We start from the raw sequence: 16536 nt of genomic DNA, 5'->3' as shown, positions 1-16536 counted from the left end.
ACGACGCGGCGTTCGCGCCTGTGTGACACGAGCATTACTGCTTGATGACAGCGGCTCCCGGCGCATCAATCGGTAGAGTAACGGAACCTGCCGCACGCAGCATGACCGTGACGCGGGTACCCTCGCCGACCTGGCTGGCGATATCGAGCCGGCCGCGATGGCGCTCCACGATATGCTTGACGATTGCCAGGCCCAGACCCGTCCCGCCGATCGAGCGGCTACGGCCCGGATCGACACGGTAGAAGCGTTCGGTAAGCCGCGGCAGGTGCTGGGGCGGGATGCCCTCCCCTTGGTCGGCGACGACCAGCCGAACCATGTCGTCGGCCCGGGTGATCGAGACGCGGATCGGCGTGCCGGGCCGACCATATTTCATCGCATTGCCGATCAGATTGTGCAGCAGTTGGGAAAGCTGCGCGGCATCGCCCTGCACCATGATCTCGCCCGGATCGTGTTCAAGGATGATGTCCTTGCCGCGGCCGTCATGCGCATCGGCAAGCTCCTGCTGCGTCCTGTCGACCAGGGCCGCGAGGTCGATCGAACTGGCGGGTGCACGGTACTTGTCGGCCTCGATCCGAGAGAGGCTCATCAGATCGTCGACCAGCCTATCCATTCGCTGCGCCTCGTCGAAAACGATCTTGAGGAAGCGGGCGCGCGTTACCGGATCCTCGCCCGCGGTGTCGGCGAGCGTTTCGACATAGCCGAGGATCGAGGCGAGGGGAGTGCGCAGCTCATGGCTGGCATTGGCGACGAAATCCACCCGCATCCGCTCTGCGGCATGGCTGCCGCTGCGGTCGGAAAGATGGACGAGGCGGCGACCGTCGCTGAACGGGGCAAGGCGCATTTCCCAGCGCTGATCCGGCGCGCCGAGGCCCGCGAGCGACGCGACGGCGTCGGCGGCATCCTCGCCAAGCAGCCGTGCGGCGGCCGGATGGCGGATGCCGGTGCGCGCGTCCTCGCCGATAATATGCGCGCCCAGCAATGCGCGGGCCGCCTTGTTGGCGTGGGCGACCCGTGGCCCCTCCAGGATGAGGATCGGCTCGGCCAGCGCATCCAGCACCGGCTCGATTTCGCCAAACGGCGCGGGCGTGGTCGATCCGGCAGGATGTTCGCCCGCATGCTGGCCGCCGCCCGTCATCGTCAGCACCGCGACAATGCCGCCGACGATGCTGACCGCCACAGCATCCAGTCCCGCACCGATGACGCCTAGAATGACGGCGGTGACAACGACGATGGCAAGCGCGGTCCAGCCGCGTGGAGAGATGATCTCGTCCATAGGTCCCTTGGCGGCGAATGACGCAGTTGCGGTCAGTTATGGACGCGAAAGAACGATTGTCCAGCACGCTGGTGAGCGCCGCGCGACGTACGAGGGTGCTGGCGGGGCGCGCCGGCAGTGTCCCGCTACGACACGCTGCCGCGGCGATGCTTGTGCCGGCATTAGGATTATGGAAGGGCTCGGTCGTGGATAGATGCCCGTCATGAGCGATCAGGATCAACCCGAGCAGCCCGGGCGGCGACGCGCCCTGCGCCTGGGTGCCGTTGGCGCGGTGGCGATCGTGTCGATCCGCCCGGCAATGGCGCAAGCCTACGGCTCGGTGATGACGTGCGATATTCCCGTTCCCGATCCGGGCCGCGCGGGCAGCTTCATCGATAAGAATGGCAAGGTGGTACCGCCGGGCACCCCGGGCGCCTATGCGCCGCCCGGCCGACCGCTCAGGGGCGAGGACATTCGGCGCGCGCTGGCGTCTGGCGGCAACCTGCCGGGTGTCGATTACGAACGCAGCCGCGCCTATCTGAAATATGTCCAGAGCCTGCGGAGCGGAACGACGGGGTTCACCTGTTTTGCCTCGTTGCAGATGCCGCGGCGGTAGCCAGTGGACGCGACGCGCTATCGCGCGCCGCCGGCGGCCGACCTGATCGTCACGCCGCTGGACGACATCGTAGCGCTGTTTCACCGTACATCCGGCATGACGCACCTGGTGGCATCGCCAGTGCCTGAGGTGCTGGAGGTACTTGCCGGGCGCTGGATGGCGATTGCCGAGATTGAGGCCGCGTTCGACATCGTGGAAGGCGGTCGCGCGGAACTGATCGCGCTCCTTGATGAGCTTGCGGTCACCGGCTTGATCGAGCGCGCATGACCAGCGAATTCCGCGTTCAGGTTGGACCGGTCAGCTTTCGGATTGGATCGGCATGGCGGCGGCCGCTTGATCAGATGCGTACGCTGTACCGCGACTATCCGACCGACGTGTCGGTGCCTGATTTTACCGTTCGTCTTGAGCCATCGCGGCCCTGGCGCCGGTTCCTTCGCCCCGCCGTGCGCATCGCCGGCGACTTCGTCATTCCGGATGCCGCCCCGCTCCCCTTGCCGCAGGGGTTGCTGGCGGCGGAGATGGCGATGAACCTGCAATTGGCGCTGGGGCTGCGCCGCTTCCTCCTGCTCCACGCCGCTGCGGTGGAGCGCGACGGACGGGCAGTGGTCATGACCGGCGAGTCAGGAGCCGGCAAGTCGACCCTCGCGGCGCTGCTGCAGGCGCGCGGATGGCGGCTGATGGCCGATGAGTTCGTCCTCGTCGATCCGGATACCGGGGCGATATGGCCATTCCCGCGGCCGGTGAGCGTGAAGAATGCTGCAATCCCGGTCGTGAAGGCGGCGCTACCGGATGGCCGCTGGGGACCGGCGATGACGGACACGCCCAAGGGCACGATCCAGCATCTCGTTCCCGAGGGCGCGGCACTGGCGATGGCGAACGTTCCCGCGACGCCGGCGCTGTTGCTGTTTCCCCGCTTTGGCCACGTGGCTGATCAGCGGCCCGTCGGGGCAGGGGAAGCGTTCGTCAGGCTGACGCAGGCTTCGACCAATTATGTGGGCCTGGGCGAGCGCGGCTATCGCGCGCTAACCGGACTGGTGAGGGGCGTTACTCGCGCGGCGATCGACTATCCCAATATTGAGACCGCAGCGTCGATGATCGAGGATCTCTGGTGAGCGCGGCGCGCGATCTGGTCGCCGTCCTCGTGGATCCATCACGTGCCTCGGGCCTCGATGACCAAAGGTGGACGGCGCTATTGTCCGTGGCGCTGGCCGAGCAGATGATGGGAACACTGGCCTGCCGCGTCGGCGATCTGGCCCCGCCGCGCGTGGCCGCCATCCTAGCCGATGCCAGGGCAACCTCACTGGAGGGGCGTCGGCAGGCGTTATGGGAGGCGGAAATGGCGCGCCGGGCGCTGGAAGGCGTCGTGGCGCCACTGATCCTGCTGAAGGGCACGGCCTTTGCCGCCGCCGGCCTTGCGGCGGGAAGCGGACGAGCGATCGGCGATCTCGACATACTCGTTCCCGCTGCCGCGCTTGCAGACGTGGAGGCGGCGCTGCTGGCGCATGGATGGGCGTGGGTGAAGCCCGATCCCTATGACGACAGCTACTACCGGCGGTGGATGCATGAACTGCCCCCCATGATCCATCGCGAGCGCGACCGGATGATCGACGTGCACCACACGATCCTGCCGTTGACGGCGCGGCTGCGACCGGATGCCGCGCGATTGCTGGAGGGAGCGCGGCCGCTGGGCAATGGTCTGGCAATGCTGTCGAACGAGGATGTCGTGCTGCACGCCGCCATTCACCTGTTGGCGGATGGCGATCTCGCCGGTGGACTGCGCAACCTGTGGGACATCGATCGTCTGTTGCGTGAGTTCGCCGATGACGATCCCGGCTATTGGGATCGGCTTACGGCCCGGGCGCGGGACCACGGCGTCTCCCCGGTCCTGGCGCGCGCACTTCGCCTGACGCATCGCCTGTTCGACACGCCCGTGCCGCTTGCATTTCGCCGGACGGAAGTGACCGACCGGCTGTACCTGCGACGATTGCTCGGTCGCGATGGCTGGGGTCGCGCCATCCACCCTGCCACCCGGCTGACGTTTTACGTCCGCTCCCACGCGCTGCGGATGCCGCCGCTGATGCTGGCGCGGCACTTGTGGATCAAGTGGCGGAAGAACGGAGCCGTCGGCTGATCGCGACCACGACAAGCACGCCGATGATGACCGCGGTGTCGGCCACCCAGTCCATGATGTCGCAGTCGCGGTGAAGCACGGGGATCGACTGAACCACTTCGATCATCGCGCCGAGAAAGGACAGCCGCTCGCCGATCCGCAGCAACGGTGTCTGTGGAAATGCGAGGACCGACAGGATCGTCAGCGTGCCGAACGCGAGCATGTGCTGATATTTGTCGCTATCGATCGGCACTTTCGGCGGGTGCGGCAGCAGCGCCATGGTCACCGCAAAGACGAGGGCGGCCAGAAGGATCAGCCGCCAGATCAATCGGGATGTTACCATTACCGCAGCCCGTTCAACGCGGGGACGAGCTCGTCGAAATGATCGATGATCGCGTTGGCGCCCAGTTCTTCCACCGGTTGCATCAGAAAGCCGAATCGGCAGGCGACCGCCGGAATGCCCGCCGCATGGGCCGCGGCGACATCGTAGATCGAATCCCCGACGAATGCTGCCGTTCCGCCGCCTGATCGCCGGATCATCTCGAGGATCGGATCGGCCGCCGGCTTTGACTTGCCTGGCCCCAGCGTGTCCCCGCCGATCACGCAGGTCAGCCGATCAAGCAGGCCGGCGTCGCGGAGTACCTCAAGCGCGAAACGCTCGAGTTTGTTGGTGACGACCGCGATCTGCACGCCCCTTCGTGCAAGTTCGTCCAGCGCCCGCAAAGCGCCGGGAAACGGTACGCTGTGAACGTAGATGTTGGCCTCGTAATACTCGAGCAAGACACGGTGCAGCTGATCAAGAAGGGGGTCGGCACCCCCGCCGGTCGCGGCCAGCCCCTGGGCGAGCATATGGCGTGCGCCACCCCCGATCATGGGCTTGATCGCGTCGACGCTGAGCGGCGGCCGGCCGTCCTGCGCCAGCGCGTGATTGACCGCCGCAGCCAGGTCACCGCTTGTGTCGATCAACGTGCCGTCGAGGTCGAAACCGACCGTGTCGAAGTGAAATCGTTCCATCGTCATGCGCGGTGACGGCTCGCTATGGAATTGGCAAGCCGACGATGGCACAGGCGCGCCATGACGAGCCGACCTCTCGCCGTAATCGTGCTTGCCGCTGGCAAGGGCACGCGGATGAAATCTGACACGCACAAGGTGCTCCATCCTCTCGCGGGGCGGCCGATGCTGCATCATCTGCTGGCTGCGGCGGAGGGGCTGGGCGCGGCAAAAACCGTCGTGGTCGTCGGCGCGGGGCGCGAACAGGTGGAGGCCGCGGTGGTGCCGCTGGGCGTGGCCGTCGCGCAGCAGCAGGAGCAGCTTGGCACTGGCCATGCGGTGCAGCAGGCCGAGCAGGCCTTGGCCGGGTTCGCCGGTGACGTTCTGATCCTCTACGGCGACGTCCCGCTTGTGACGGAAGCGACGATGCGCCGGATGATCGATCGCCTGCATGCCGAGGAAGCGCCGGCTGTCGTCGTCCTGGGCTTCCGCCCGTCCGATCCGGGTGCCTACGGGCGTGTGATCGCCGACGCCGAGGGTCGTATCGCGCGCATGGTGGAGTTCAAGGACGCCTCAGCGGAGGAACGCGCCGAGACACTCTGCAACTCAGGCTTGATGGCGGTTCGATCGGAGGACCTGTTCGATCTGCTGCGGCGCGTGGACAATGCCAATGCTGCTGGCGAATATTATCTGCCGGATATCGTGATGTTGGCGGGCGCCGACGGCCGCTCGTCTGCGGTCATCGAAACCGATGCCGAGGAAGTGACCGGCGTGAACAGCCGTGCTGAGCTCGCCGCACTCGAACTGGTCTGGCAGCAACGCCGGCGCAAGCAGGCGATGGACGATGGCGTCACCCTCATCGCGCCTGAGACCGTCTGGTTCAGCTACGACACGGTTGTTGGCCGAGACGTCATTGTAGAGCCCAATGTGGTGTTCGGCCCTGGCGTATCCGTGGCCGACAAGGTCGTGATCCACGCATTCAGCCATGTCGAAGGCGCGACGATCGGCGAGGGCGCATCGGTTGGCCCCTATGCACGGCTGCGGCCAGGCGCGGTGATGAAAAAGGGCGCACGCGTCGGCAACTTCGTGGAGATGAAGAAGGCGGTGCTGGGTGAGGGCGCCAAGGCGAACCATTTGACCTACCTCGGCGACGCGGAGGTCGGCGCGGGCGCGAACATCGGCGCCGGCACGATCACGTGCAATTACGATGGCTTCTTCAAGTACAAGACCCGGATCGGCGCAGGCGCCTTCATCGGCTCGAACTCGGCACTGGTTGCACCGGTGACAATCGGCGATGGCGCGATCGTGGCAGCGGGATCTACCGTTACAAGCGATGTGGAGGCCGACGCGCTGGCGCTCGTGCGACCGCCGCAGACCGAAAAGCCCGGTTGGGCAGCGAAGTTCAGGAACGTGATGCGCGCTCGGAAGGAATCTCGATAAATGTGTGGGATTGTTGGGATAGTCGGCAAGGAGCCGGCCGCTGATCGTCTGCTGGATGGTTTGAAGCGGCTGGAATATCGCGGCTATGACTCCGCCGGCATCTGCACCGTGACTGATGGTTCGTTCGATCGCCGCCGCGCGCCGGGGAAGCTGCGCAACCTGGCGCAGCGGCTGGCCGAGGAGCCGTTGGGCGGCGAGAGCGGCGTTGCGCACACCCGCTGGGCGACGCACGGCGCACCGACCGAGGACAATGCGCACCCCCATATCGTTGGCGATGTGGTTGTCGTGCACAACGGAATCATCGAGAACTTCAAGCCCTTACGCGACGAACTTATCGCGGAGGGACGCACCTTCCTCAGCCAGACTGACAGCGAGGTCGTCGCGCATCTCATCGCCCGTGAGGTCGAGAATGGCGCAGAGCCGCGTGCCGCGCTGGCGGCTGTCCTGCCGCGGCTCCATGGCGCCTTTGCGCTGGGCGTCATGGTCCGCACACACCCGGATCTGCTGCTCGGTGCCCGCCTCGGCGCACCGCTCACGGTCGGCTATGGGGATGGCGAGAACTTCCTGGGCTCGGACGCGCTTGCCCTTGCGCCGCTGACGCAGCGGATCGCCTATCTGGAAGAGGGTGACTGGGTTGCCATCACCCATGAGGAGGTCGAGGTGTACGACAGCGCCAACCAGCGCGTGTCACGCCCGATCGTCAACTCCGGCGCTTCCGGCCAGCTAATGGATAAGGGCAACCATCGCCACTTCATGCAGAAGGAGATTTACGAGCAGCCGGTCGTCGTGGCGCAGACGCTCCGCTCATATCTCCGCCCGTTGGAATCGCAGGTCTCGCTGCCGGACATCGAGTTCGACCTGTCGACGGTCGAGCGCGTCGTCATCGTTGCGTGCGGCACGGCCAGCTATGTCGGCATGATCGGCAAATATTGGATCGAGGGGCTGGCCCGCATCCCGGTCGAGGTCGATGTGGCGAGCGAATATCGCTACCGTGATCCCGTCCTGCTGCCCAACACGCTCGGTCTGGTGATTTCGCAGTCGGGCGAGACCGCGGACACGCTTGCTGCTCTGCGCCACATGAAGGCAGGCGGCGTCACGACCGGCGGTATTATCAACGTGCCGACCAGTTCGATGGCGCGTGAGGTCGATCTGTTGCTGCCGACGCATGCGGGGCCGGAGATCGGTGTCGCCTCCACCAAGGCATTCACCTGTCAGCTCGCGGTCATGGCCGCACTTGCCACGAACCTCGCGCGCGCCCGTGGCCTGCTGGCGAACGAGGCGGAGATCGTCAAGCAGCTGCAGCACGTGCCCGAGGCCATGAGCATGGCCCTCGCGCACGATGCCGAGATCGAGGCGATGGCGCCGAAGATCGCAGCTGCGCGCGACGTGTTGTACCTGGGCCGCGGACCGGAATATCCGCTGGCACTGGAGGGCGCGCTAAAGCTAAAGGAAATCAGCTACATCCATGCGGAAGGTTACGCATCGGGTGAGATGAAGCACGGGCCGATCGCCTTGATCGACGAGGCGGTGCCGCTGGTCGTCATCGCGCCGTCCGGCCCGTTGTTCGACAAGACCGTCAGCAACATGCAGGAGGCGCAGGCACGCGGCGCTCAGGTTGTGCTGATCTCTGATGCCGATGGTATCGCACAGGCGGGCGAGAACACGATCGCGACGATCGAAATGCCCAAGGTGCATCCGCTGATCGCACCTTTGGTCTATGCGGTACCGGTCCAGTTGCTGGCGTATCACGTCGCAGTCGCCAAGGGCACTGACGTGGACCAGCCGCGTAACCTTGCCAAATCGGTGACCGTGGAATGATCGTAGCCCCTCCCGCCGCCAGAAACGGCGGGAGGGGCAACACGGCGCAGCCTTAATCGAAACCACGATTGAGGAAGCGGTCGGCCAGGGCGCAGTGCATCGCAACGCCCCTGGCCATGACCTGCTCCTCGATCGTCATCTTCACATTGTGCAGCGGCGGGTTGGTGCGCGGATCGCTGCCCTCCGGCGCGACCCCCATGAACGCCATGGCCCCCGGTATCTCGCGCAGGACGTAGGAGAAATCCTCTCCGCCCATCATCGGTGCCGGCATCGTCGTCCAGCCGCGTTCCCCGGAGATGTCCTGTGACAGTTCACGGATCATCGCCGTCGCGCGCGGGTCGCAGAAGGTGACCGGATAGCCTTCCTCGACCCTGGTATCCGCCTCGCAGCCATGCGCCGCAGCGATGTTCCCGGCGATCTGATGGAAGGCGGCACGTGCCTTCTCCCGGGTCGCATCCGACAGGGTGCGCAGCGTTCCCATGAGCTTCACTTCATCGGGAATGATGTTGTGGCTGCTGCCGGCGTGAATCTGCGTGATGGTCAGGACGGCGGGATCAGACACCGGGATACGGCGCGCGACAAAGCTCTGCAGCGCGGTGACGATCTCGCAAGCGACCGGGATCGGATCGATGCAATCGTGCGGCATGGCGGCGTGACCGCCCTTGCCACGGATCGTCGCGATCAGCGTGTCGGTGGAGGCGAGAAGGGGTCCTTCGCGTCCGACGAACACACCGGCGGGCGCGTTGGGGAAGATGTGGAGCGCGAAGGCGGCGTCGGGGCGCGCGAGGTTGAGCAACCCGTCATCGATCATCCAGCGGGCGCCATGGTGGCCCTCCTCGCCGGGCTGAAACATGAAGACCACCGTTCCGGGCAACTCTTCCTTACGCGCGCACAAGGCGCGCGCGGCGCCGGCGAGCATGGCGGAATGGGCGTCGTGGCCGCAGGCGTGCATCGCGCCCGGGATGGTGGAGGCGAAGGGCAGGCCGGTGTCTTCAGACAGGGGCAGCGCATCCATGTCGCCGCGCAACAGCACGGTGCGGGTGTTGTCGCCCGCGCCGCTGCGGCCGCCGCGAAGGATGGCGATGAAGCCTGTGGTGGAGGTGCTGTCGTGAATTTCCAGCGGCAGGCCGGCAAGCGCGGCCTTCAGCTTCGAAGTCGTCTTGGGACAGTGGAGGCCGATCTCTGGCTCGGCATGGATGGCGCGTCGCAGGGCGATCGTGTCGTCGAGCTGCGCCACCCCGGCGGCCTGCCAATCGTCACGGATGAGGGGAGCGTTCATGGGCGATCCTTTCCTTGGTTCGTACCTAGAACGGATCGCCGCCGGCGCAAATCGGCCATTGCGCCGGCGGTCGTGGCCAGATGAGTGCGCGCGCGGCTACCAGGCGACTGCAATCTTCCCGAAATGACTGGCGGATTCGAGGTGACGGAACGCGTCGCCCAGATCCTCGAGCGCGAATGTCCGATCAATGACGGGTCGGATACCGGTCGCCTCGAGGGCGCGGACGAAGTCCTCCTGCTCCTGGCGGCTGCCGACGATCAATCCCTGCAGCTTGGCCTGCTTCGCCATGAGGAATGCGGTCGGCACGTCGCCGCCGACCCCGGTGAGGACGCCGATCAGCGCGATATGGCCACCGATCCGCACGGCCTCGATCGACTGGACGAGCGTCCCCGGGCCGCCGACCTCGACCACGATGTCGGCGCCGCGGCCGCCGGTCAGATCCAGGACCTTGCGGCCCCATTTGGGCTCCTGACGATAATTGATCACATGATTGGCGCCGAGTTCCTTCGCGCGCGCCAGCTTCTCGTCCGAGGAGGAGGTGACGATCACCTCGGCGCCCATCGCATGGGCGAGTTGCAGCGCGTAGATCGACACGCCGCCGGTCCCGAGCAGCAGCACGGTGTCGCCAGCGCGCAGGCCGGCGTCGACGACCAGCGCGCGCCAGGCGGTGAGTCCCGCCGTGGTGATGGTTGCGGCTTCCTTGTGGCTCCAGCCGCGCGGCGCCCTGGTGAAGGCAGTGGAAGGAAGGACCACGCTGTCGCAGGCGAAGCCGTTGATGCCGTCGCCTGGGACGCGGCGGAAGTCGCCCACCTTCGGGCCGCCATCCTGCCAGTCCGGGAAGAAGACCGAGACGACATGGTCGCCGACGCTGAAGTCCGTCACGCCGTCGCCGACCGCCTCGACGACGCCGGCGCCATCCGCCAGCGGGATGCGACCGTCCGCCGTCGGGGACTTGCCCGAGCAGACCAGATAGTCGTGGAAGTTGAGCGAGCTGGCGTGGAGCGCCACGCGGATCTCGCCAGCGCCGGGCTGGCCGGGATCGGGCGCGTCGGCCACGTGCAGACGATCAAGCCCGCCCGGCTGCGACAGGGTGACGGCCCTCACGGCTGGATGCTCGCCTGGGCCGGCATGCGCCGTGCGGTGGTGACCGGCACGGTCGGTTCGAGCATCTGGCCCTTCATAATTCCCTCTCCCTTGGTTGGCGATGTGGGCATGTCCATGATGCGGTGGACGACATCCATGCCGTGCACGACGCGGCCGAAGACCGCATAGCCGGGGTTCGTTCCGTCGGCGTCCATCGCCGGCGTGTTGCCGACGATGATGAAGAAATCGCCGCGTGCGGTGCCGGGTTCGGCCATTGCCATGGAGATGGCGCCATCGACATGGCTGAGCCCGGTCTTGCTGGTCGGCTCATGCGCGATCGGCGGCAGTGTGCGCTTCGGATCGTTTTGGGTGCCGAACTGGATGAAGCCGTAGCGCGGTTCCGCCTGCACCTTCACGGTGCGGTAGAAAACCGTCCCGTCCAGCCGCTTTCCATCGACATATTTGAGGAAGTTGGCGGCGGTCACCGGCGCCTTCTCCGTTTCGATTTCGAGCACGATCGGGCCAGCGGCGGTTGAGAGCGTGACGATCGTGGTCGCTGCCTTTGCCGGAGCAGGGGGCGTAGCGCTGGTGGTGGCCGGTGCAGCCGCAGGAACATCCTGCGCGGCGACGCCGGTGGGAAGGAGGAGCGCGGCGGCGAGGGCGATCATCCGCATCAGCCGACCTTCGCCACCAGCAGCGGCATGTTGTCCGCCTGACTGCCGGACAATTGAATCGTGTAGCGACCGGGCTTCAACGTATAGTCCACCATCTTGCGAATTCCCGTGCATTTGGGGCCATGACCATGCGCGCTGGAGGAGAGCGCACGCCCCTTGTCGACCAGATCGACCCATGCGCGTCCACCCAGTGCCACGCGGTAATTGCCTGCTTCCTGCACGGTCAGCGTCAGCGTTCCGGCATGGCCGCCGTTTTCCTTCGGCACGGGCGCCAGTGTGACGAGATTCGCCGGATGAAGCGCGACCAGCAGCGCCTGGCCGGGCGTCACCGATGCGCCGCCGCCGGCCTTGATCCCTGCCGCGACGGGCGTCTGCTTCGACCAGGCGGCAAGCTCTGCCGGGATCGCGACCCGGACATTCGCGCAGGAAGGATCGTCAGGGGCCTCCTGCGCAACGGCGGGGGAGGCGGCCAGCAGGAGGCCGGCGACGGAAGCACGGATCACGCAAGGTTCCTTTCTTGCTCATTCGTATCGCCCTTCAACGTTCAAGGCGACAGATGGGAGCAAGGACACGGACCATTTGCCATGCCAAGGGCGCGGCCCGTCCCCTGCCGGGGCAGGGGACGGTCGCTGACCCGCGCGCCCGGTCAGGCGCGGGTCGGGATTTTCTCGAACGGGACGTCCTTGTCGACGCGCACGTCGCCGGGCAGGCCAAGGACGCGCTCGGCGATGATGTTGCGCAGGATTTCGTCCGTGCCGCCCTCGATTCGGGTGGCCGGGCTGCGCATCAGCGTCGCCTGGAAGCGTGCCGCATGCGCCGCCTGTGCGGGATCGGTCAGCACGCCGGCCTCGCCCTGAAGGTCGATCGCGAAGGTCGCGATATCCTGGCTCGTCGCGCCGGCGACCAGCTTGCCGATCGAATTCTCCGGGCCCGGCTCCTGTCCCTTCGACAAGGCGGTCAGCGCGCGCATCGAGGTGTATTTCAGGCCGCTGGCCTTGGTGGCCCAATCGGCGAGGCGCGAGCGGATCGAGGGATCGTCGACCAGCCGGCCGCCGTCACGACCGGGCGCCCGGACGGCATAATCGAGCAGCGTTTCGAAGCCGGTCGACATGCCCGAGCCGATCGACAGCCGCTCGTTCATCAGCGTGGTCAGTGACACCGTCCAGCCCTGACCCACGCCGCCCAGCCGCTGGCTGTCGGGAACGCGCAGGTCGGTGAAGAACACCTCGTTGAAGCCGGACTGGCCGTGGGCCTGAAGGATCGGGCGGACTTCGATGCCGGGCGAACGCATGTCGACCCAGAACATCGTCAGCCCCTTGTGCTTGGCGACGCTGGGATCGGTGCGGGTCAGCAGGATGCCATATTGCGAGATATGCGCGCCGGAGGTCCAGATCTTGGACCCGTTGATGACCCATTCGTCACCATCCTTGACCGCGCGGGTGCGAAGGCCCGCGAGGTCCGAGCCGGCCGACGGTTCGGAGAACATCTGGCACCAGATGTCCTCACCCGCGGCGAGCGGCGGCAGCAGCGCCTGCTTGTCCTCCTCACGCCCCCACGCCATCACCGTCGGGCCGCACATGCCCTGACCGATGATGAAGGTGAAGGAGAGGGTGGCATAGACGCCTTCCTCCTGGTTCCAGATCACCCGCTGCATCGGCGTCGCGCCGCGCCCGCCATATTCCTTTGGCCAGTGAAGGCACGCCCAGCCGGCGTCATATTTCTTCTTCTGCCACGCCTTGCTCTCGGCCAGCATGTCGAAATCGGCGATGTCGCCGGCGGTGCCGTGCCCCGACCCCGAAAGGATCGGGTACAGGTGCTTGGGGGCATTGGCATCGATCCACGCGCGAGCCTCGGCGCGGAAGGCGGCTTCTTCGGGAGTGTCGTCGAAGTTCATGGCACGGGGCCTCCGGTTCTGTCCGTGGTGGGGCTCAGGCAGCGATCGGCTGGTTGGCGGCAGCCAGGCGGCTGACCAGCTTCTCTTCCCAGTCGGGCTGGCTGCCGAGTGCGAGCGCGAGGTGGTTCGCGCGCCGGTAGTAGAGGTGGCAATCCATCTGCCACGTAAAGCCCATGCCGCCGTGCACCTGGATGTTGTTCTTCGCGCAATGGCGGAAGGCGTTGGTGGCCGAAACGCGCGCCGTCGCTGCCGCGCGCGGCAGTTCGGCCGCCCCAGTGGAAAGCGCCCAGGCACCGTAATAAGCGTTCGACCGGGCGAGCGTTGCGGAGACATACATGTCGGCGAGCATGTGCTTGATCGCCTGGAAGCTGCCGATCTGGCGACCGAAGGCCATCCGCTCCAGCGCATAGTCGCGGCCCATTTCGAGCGCGCGGTCCGCGCCGCCGATCTGCTCGAACGCCACCAGCACCGCCGCGCGGTCGAGCAGGGTCTGATATTGCGACCAGCCCTCGCCCGGCTCGCCCAGCCGCTCGGCCGCTGCGCTGTTGAAGGTCAGTTCGGCTTGGGCACGCGTGGGATCGATCGTGTCGAGCGCGCGCCGTTCGACCGCCTTCTGCGCGAGATCGACGAGCACCAGGCTCAGCCGATCGCCCTCCTTCGCCAGCACCAGCGCCACGTCGGCAATCTCGCCGTCGAGTACCGGAGCCTTCTTGCCCGACACGGTGCCGCCCGCGAAGGTCGTGCGAACCGAGGTCTCGCTCAGTCGCTCACCCTCCGCGGCGGCGACGCAGCCAATCGCTGCGCCGGCCGCGATGCGGGGGAGCCATGACGCCTGCTGCTCGGCCGTGCCGAACGACTTGATCGCCTCTGCCACCAGGTAGACCGAGGAGAGGATCGGGAGCGGCGCCAGCGCCCGGCCGAATTCCTCCGCCACGGCGCACAGCTCAAGATAGCCAAGGCCAAGGCCGCCATGCTCCTCCGGGATGGCGATGCCGAGGAACCCCATCTCGGCCACCCCGCGCCACAGGTCGCGATCGAAGCCGCCACCCTCCAGCGCCTTGCGCACGCGGTCCGGCGGGCATTCCGCCGCCAGGAAGCGCCGTGCTTCCTGACGGAATTCATTTTGTTGTTCGTTGAAATCGAACTGCATTGATCCCCTCCCTCTTATTCCTGTGGCAGCTGGTGCACATAGACTTCGTTGTGGGTGATCCTGTCGCCATCGAGCAGGACCATGTCGAACCCGCGCATCCGACCCGCCCCTTCAACATCGCAATACCAACGGCCGCAGAAGCCGCCCGGAATGGGCCAGGTCTCGTCCGGGGTGTAGGTCATCGGCGGGGTCGCGGCGAACAGGCCGGTCAGATACGCCCGCAGCGCCTCGTGGCCGGTGATCCCGCCCGCTGTCTGCGGATCGAAATAGCGGCAATCCTCGGCGTAGAAGCCGAGCAGCGCCTCGACGTCCTTGGCGGTCCAGGCGGCCAGCCAGTCGGCATTGTAGCGCGCGATATCCATCGATCAGGCTCCCACCACGCGGGCGACATGCGCCGGCTCGAAAATCTCTGCCGGGACGGCTTCGGGCCCGGCGAGCGTCGCGACGCCGTGGAGGCCGAGCATCGGATCGGCGGCGCTTGCCTCATAGTAACGATGCCGCCGCGCACGGGCGGCCTCGCCAAACTCCATGTCGAGCGTCGCCTGCATCTCCGCCGCGATGCGCAGCCGGCGCATCCGCTCCGCGCGTTCCTCGGCATAAGGTCGGAAATCGGGCGCGTTTCCCGGCGCCGTTTCCTTGAGGATGTCGCTGACGAGGCGAACGTCGCGGTAGGTGATCGACAGGCCGAGGCCCAGGATAGGATCGTTCCACCCGGCGGCATCGCCGACCAGCACGGCGCCGGGCGCATAGGGGCGCTGCGCGGCGCTGCTGTTATTGTAATAGGCGAACAGCGGGCTGGCGGGGGTGCCGCCAGCGATCGCCTCATTATGCGGCGCCGATTTCATCCGGAACGCCTCGAGGAAGCGGGTTGGCCCGTCCTTTCCGGCAAACCGCTTGGTATCGGCGAGCGACCAGCCGCCATAGACGCGCATCCGCTCCTGGCCCTGCGGGAAGGCAAGAAAGCCGAAATCATCCTCCGTGCCGATCGCCTGGCGTGTATCGTCCCAGCCGGCGACACCATCGACCAGCAGCCCGGCGAACCAATGGTGCGGCTTGTCCTGATGCAACGTCAGCCCGGCGGCGCGGCGCACCCCGGATTGCCGCCCCTCGGCCCCGACGATCAGCGGGGCACGCGCCGTATGCTCGGCGCCATCGAGGAGGTAGCTGACCGCGGGCGATGCGCCCAGCGTGATGGAGGTAATGGTGACGCCGCGATGCGCCGTCGCGCCCGATGCGGCGGCGGTGTCGAACAGCGTCTGACAATGGACGGGGTGGCGTAGGCATAAGGGGCCTGGCACGTCGGGCGCGAACATGCCGAGCGGCATCGCCGCTGCCTCCGCCGCAGCGGGATCGCGCGTCTCGTCATAAGTGACGTGGCTGGTCAGGTGATGGCCACCCGCGGCGACCAATGTGTCGTAAAGGCCGAGCCGTTTGGTTTCGGTCACTCCCCACGGCGCGATCCATTCGCCGCGCACCTTGTCCTCATAGACCGTCGTTTTTTCCAGCAGCAGCACGGACCGGCCGGCGCGCGCCATGGTCGCCGCCAGCGCCGACCCGCCGATGCCGCCCCCGACGATGATGAGGTCGTATGTCATGCACGCTCTCCTGCCGTCGGCGGCCATCGTGGGCAGCGCGATCGGTATGGATTAAGTCGATCGACCTAATCGCCTGACAGGTACGAGCGGCGCGGCGGGCAAGTCAATGGGCGGGGCACGCAAAACGACGATTGGGTCCGGGCGGCTGCCGATACGATTGCGATCGTGCCTTAGGGCGGGGGCGGCCGGGTCAGAGAACGAAGTAAAGCAGGACCACCAGACAGAGGCCAATCGCCGCGAGGAAAATCAAAGCGTCGGTGCCGGTGATTTTCGACATGGCTGACCCTTCCTTCGCCGCCGTCATGGATGCTGCGCAGGAGTCATCACCCCTCCCGCGGCAACATGCATTGCGCAATTGCCCGTAGCGGGGCGGGGAGTGGTGGTGTTGGGGATTGGCGAACCAAACATCCGGCCGGTCCGCGCCCCGATTGGGGGGGGCTGCCATCTCAGCCGGACATGCCACTCCACCGAAGCGGTGTGCCCTAAGGCATTGAAACTATTCGGAGGAGGGTGGTGGACGCACTTGGGCTCGAACCAAGGACCCGCTGATTAAGAGTCAGCTGCTCTACCAACTGAGCTATGCGTCCGTTCCGGTGTAGGCTGGTGCCTCGCCGCCGGGAGGCGCGTCATTAGCA

At 66.5% G+C, this 16536-nt stretch carries 17 protein-coding genes and 1 tRNA gene; 6 read left to right on the top strand and 12 right to left on the bottom strand.

The window, feature by feature from the left end; translation table 11 throughout:
- Window positions 1–34: 34 nt before the first annotated feature.
- Window positions 35–1273, bottom strand: a complete 1239-nt coding sequence (locus XM50_RS15710) for an ATP-binding protein (RefSeq protein WP_046410792.1) — start codon at window positions 1271–1273, stop codon at window positions 35–37.
- A gap of 202 nt (window positions 1274–1475) precedes the next feature.
- On the opposite strand from XM50_RS15710, the gene XM50_RS15705 reads away from it, so the two are divergent.
- Genes XM50_RS15705 through XM50_RS15690 form a run of 4 tightly spaced genes read left to right on the top strand, consistent with a single transcriptional unit; the run spans window position 1476 to window position 3999 of the window.
- Window positions 1476–1868 carry a hypothetical protein gene (locus tag XM50_RS15705; RefSeq protein ID WP_046410790.1) on the top strand — a complete coding sequence of 131 codons (393 nt, stop codon included), beginning with the start codon at window positions 1476–1478 and terminating at the stop codon, window positions 1866–1868.
- Window positions 1869–1871: 3 nt separating this feature from the next.
- On the top strand, window positions 1872–2135 hold the full coding sequence (locus tag XM50_RS15700) for an HPr-rel-A system PqqD family peptide chaperone (RefSeq protein WP_046410788.1): 264 nt from the start codon (window positions 1872–1874) through the stop codon (window positions 2133–2135).
- Complete coding sequence (locus tag XM50_RS15695) at window positions 2132–2980, top strand: HprK-related kinase A (protein ID WP_046410786.1); 849 nt, start codon at window positions 2132–2134, stop codon at window positions 2978–2980. The genes XM50_RS15700 and XM50_RS15695 overlap by 4 nt, the downstream gene beginning before the upstream one ends.
- Entirely contained in the window at window positions 2977–3999 is a 1023-nt protein-coding gene (locus tag XM50_RS15690) for a nucleotidyltransferase family protein (protein ID WP_046410784.1), read from the top strand. Before XM50_RS15695 ends, XM50_RS15690 begins: the two co-directional genes overlap by 4 nt.
- Here XM50_RS15690 and XM50_RS15685 read toward each other — a convergent pair.
- Together XM50_RS15685 and XM50_RS15680 are read right to left on the bottom strand one after the other, a co-directional pair.
- A complete protein-coding gene (locus XM50_RS15685) occupies window positions 3968–4321 on the bottom strand; it encodes a hypothetical protein (RefSeq protein WP_046410782.1) in 354 nt (117 codons plus the stop codon). The two genes, XM50_RS15690 and XM50_RS15685, sit on opposite strands and share 32 nt — an antisense overlap.
- Window positions 4321–4992, bottom strand: coding sequence for an HAD hydrolase-like protein (locus XM50_RS15680; RefSeq protein WP_046411786.1), 672 nt, complete (start codon window positions 4990–4992; stop codon window positions 4321–4323). Before XM50_RS15680 ends, XM50_RS15685 begins: the two co-directional genes overlap by 1 nt.
- A gap of 60 nt (window positions 4993–5052) precedes the next feature.
- Here XM50_RS15680 and glmU point away from each other — a divergent pair, with 60 nt between their 5' ends.
- Together glmU and glmS are read left to right on the top strand one after the other, a co-directional pair.
- Window positions 5053–6408, top strand: a complete 1356-nt coding sequence (gene glmU / locus XM50_RS15675) for a bifunctional UDP-N-acetylglucosamine diphosphorylase/glucosamine-1-phosphate N-acetyltransferase GlmU (protein WP_046410780.1) — start codon at window positions 5053–5055, stop codon at window positions 6406–6408.
- A complete protein-coding gene (gene glmS, locus XM50_RS15670; protein WP_046410778.1) occupies window positions 6409–8226 on the top strand; it encodes a glutamine--fructose-6-phosphate transaminase (isomerizing) in 1818 nt (605 codons plus the stop codon). It abuts the gene before it with no gap.
- Window positions 8227–8278: 52 nt separating this feature from the next.
- On the opposite strand, the gene XM50_RS15665 is transcribed toward glmS, so the two are convergent.
- The 9 genes from XM50_RS15665 to XM50_RS15625 all read right to left on the bottom strand — a co-directional run bounded on the left by XM50_RS15665 (window position 8279) and on the right by XM50_RS15625 (window position 16488).
- Complete coding sequence (locus XM50_RS15665; protein ID WP_046410776.1) at window positions 8279–9505, bottom strand: M20 metallopeptidase family protein; 1227 nt, start codon at window positions 9503–9505, stop codon at window positions 8279–8281.
- A gap of 96 nt (window positions 9506–9601) precedes the next feature.
- Window positions 9602–10609 carry a zinc-dependent alcohol dehydrogenase family protein gene (locus tag XM50_RS15660; protein WP_046410774.1) on the bottom strand — a complete coding sequence of 336 codons (1008 nt, stop codon included), beginning with the start codon at window positions 10607–10609 and terminating at the stop codon, window positions 9602–9604.
- Entirely contained in the window at window positions 10606–11262 is a 657-nt protein-coding gene (locus XM50_RS15655; protein ID WP_125945038.1) for a peptidylprolyl isomerase, read from the bottom strand. Before XM50_RS15655 ends, XM50_RS15660 begins: the two co-directional genes overlap by 4 nt.
- Window positions 11262–11765 carry a hypothetical protein gene (locus tag XM50_RS15650; protein ID WP_052742603.1) on the bottom strand — a complete coding sequence of 168 codons (504 nt, stop codon included), beginning with the start codon at window positions 11763–11765 and terminating at the stop codon, window positions 11262–11264. The genes XM50_RS15655 and XM50_RS15650 overlap by 1 nt, the downstream gene beginning before the upstream one ends.
- A 143-nt stretch (window positions 11766–11908) precedes the next feature.
- Complete coding sequence (locus tag XM50_RS15645) at window positions 11909–13156, bottom strand: acyl-CoA dehydrogenase family protein (RefSeq protein ID WP_046410772.1); 1248 nt, start codon at window positions 13154–13156, stop codon at window positions 11909–11911.
- A 34-nt stretch (window positions 13157–13190) separates the two neighbouring features.
- Window positions 13191–14306 (bottom strand): acyl-CoA dehydrogenase family protein, encoded by a 1116-nt coding sequence (locus XM50_RS15640; protein ID WP_046410770.1) that lies wholly within the window; start codon window positions 14304–14306, stop codon window positions 13191–13193.
- 14 nt (window positions 14307–14320) lie between these two features.
- Window positions 14321–14668: a YybH family protein gene (locus XM50_RS15635; RefSeq protein ID WP_046410768.1), complete on the bottom strand. Its 348-nt coding sequence runs from the start codon at window positions 14666–14668 to the stop codon at window positions 14321–14323.
- A 3-nt stretch (window positions 14669–14671) separates the two neighbouring features.
- Window positions 14672–15901: an FAD-dependent oxidoreductase gene (locus tag XM50_RS15630; protein WP_046410766.1), complete on the bottom strand. Its 1230-nt coding sequence runs from the start codon at window positions 15899–15901 to the stop codon at window positions 14672–14674.
- Between the two features lie 511 nt (window positions 15902–16412).
- Window positions 16413–16488 (bottom strand) — tRNA-Lys (locus XM50_RS15625).
- Window positions 16489–16536: the final 48 nt, after the last annotated feature.

This window comes from Sphingomonas sp. Ag1, assembly GCF_000980895.1.
Lineage (GTDB): Bacteria > Pseudomonadota > Alphaproteobacteria > Sphingomonadales > Sphingomonadaceae > Sphingomonas > Sphingomonas panaciterrae.
This window is presented reverse-complemented; position numbering and strand designations above follow the sequence as displayed.

What these genes read in the sequence shown, in the direction of transcription:
- XM50_RS15680 (WP_046411786.1), bottom strand. Translation starts at nt 4,992, where the DNA reads ATGGAACGATTTCACTTCGACACGGTCGGTTTCGACCTCGACGGCACG.
- XM50_RS15695 (WP_046410786.1), top strand. Translation starts at nt 2,132, where the DNA reads ATGACCAGCGAATTCCGCGTTCAGGTTGGACCGGTCAGCTTTCGGATT.
- XM50_RS15655 (WP_125945038.1), bottom strand. Translation starts at nt 11,262, where the DNA reads ATGCGGATGATCGCCCTCGCCGCCGCGCTCCTCCTTCCCACCGGCGTC.
- XM50_RS15630 (WP_046410766.1), bottom strand. Translation starts at nt 15,901, where the DNA reads ATGACATACGACCTCATCATCGTCGGGGGCGGCATCGGCGGGTCGGCG.
- XM50_RS15645 (WP_046410772.1), bottom strand. Translation starts at nt 13,156, where the DNA reads ATGAACTTCGACGACACTCCCGAAGAAGCCGCCTTCCGCGCCGAGGCT.
- XM50_RS15685 (WP_046410782.1), bottom strand. Translation starts at nt 4,321, where the DNA reads ATGGTAACATCCCGATTGATCTGGCGGCTGATCCTTCTGGCCGCCCTC.
- XM50_RS15705 (WP_046410790.1), top strand. Translation starts at nt 1,476, where the DNA reads ATGAGCGATCAGGATCAACCCGAGCAGCCCGGGCGGCGACGCGCCCTG.
- glmS (WP_046410778.1), top strand. Translation starts at nt 6,409, where the DNA reads ATGTGTGGGATTGTTGGGATAGTCGGCAAGGAGCCGGCCGCTGATCGT.
- XM50_RS15710 (WP_046410792.1), bottom strand. Translation starts at nt 1,273, where the DNA reads ATGGACGAGATCATCTCTCCACGCGGCTGGACCGCGCTTGCCATCGTC.
- XM50_RS15640 (WP_046410770.1), bottom strand. Translation starts at nt 14,306, where the DNA reads ATGCAGTTCGATTTCAACGAACAACAAAATGAATTCCGTCAGGAAGCA.
- glmU (WP_046410780.1), top strand. Translation starts at nt 5,053, where the DNA reads ATGACGAGCCGACCTCTCGCCGTAATCGTGCTTGCCGCTGGCAAGGGC.
- XM50_RS15665 (WP_046410776.1), bottom strand. Translation starts at nt 9,505, where the DNA reads ATGAACGCTCCCCTCATCCGTGACGATTGGCAGGCCGCCGGGGTGGCG.
- XM50_RS15635 (WP_046410768.1), bottom strand. Translation starts at nt 14,668, where the DNA reads ATGGATATCGCGCGCTACAATGCCGACTGGCTGGCCGCCTGGACCGCC.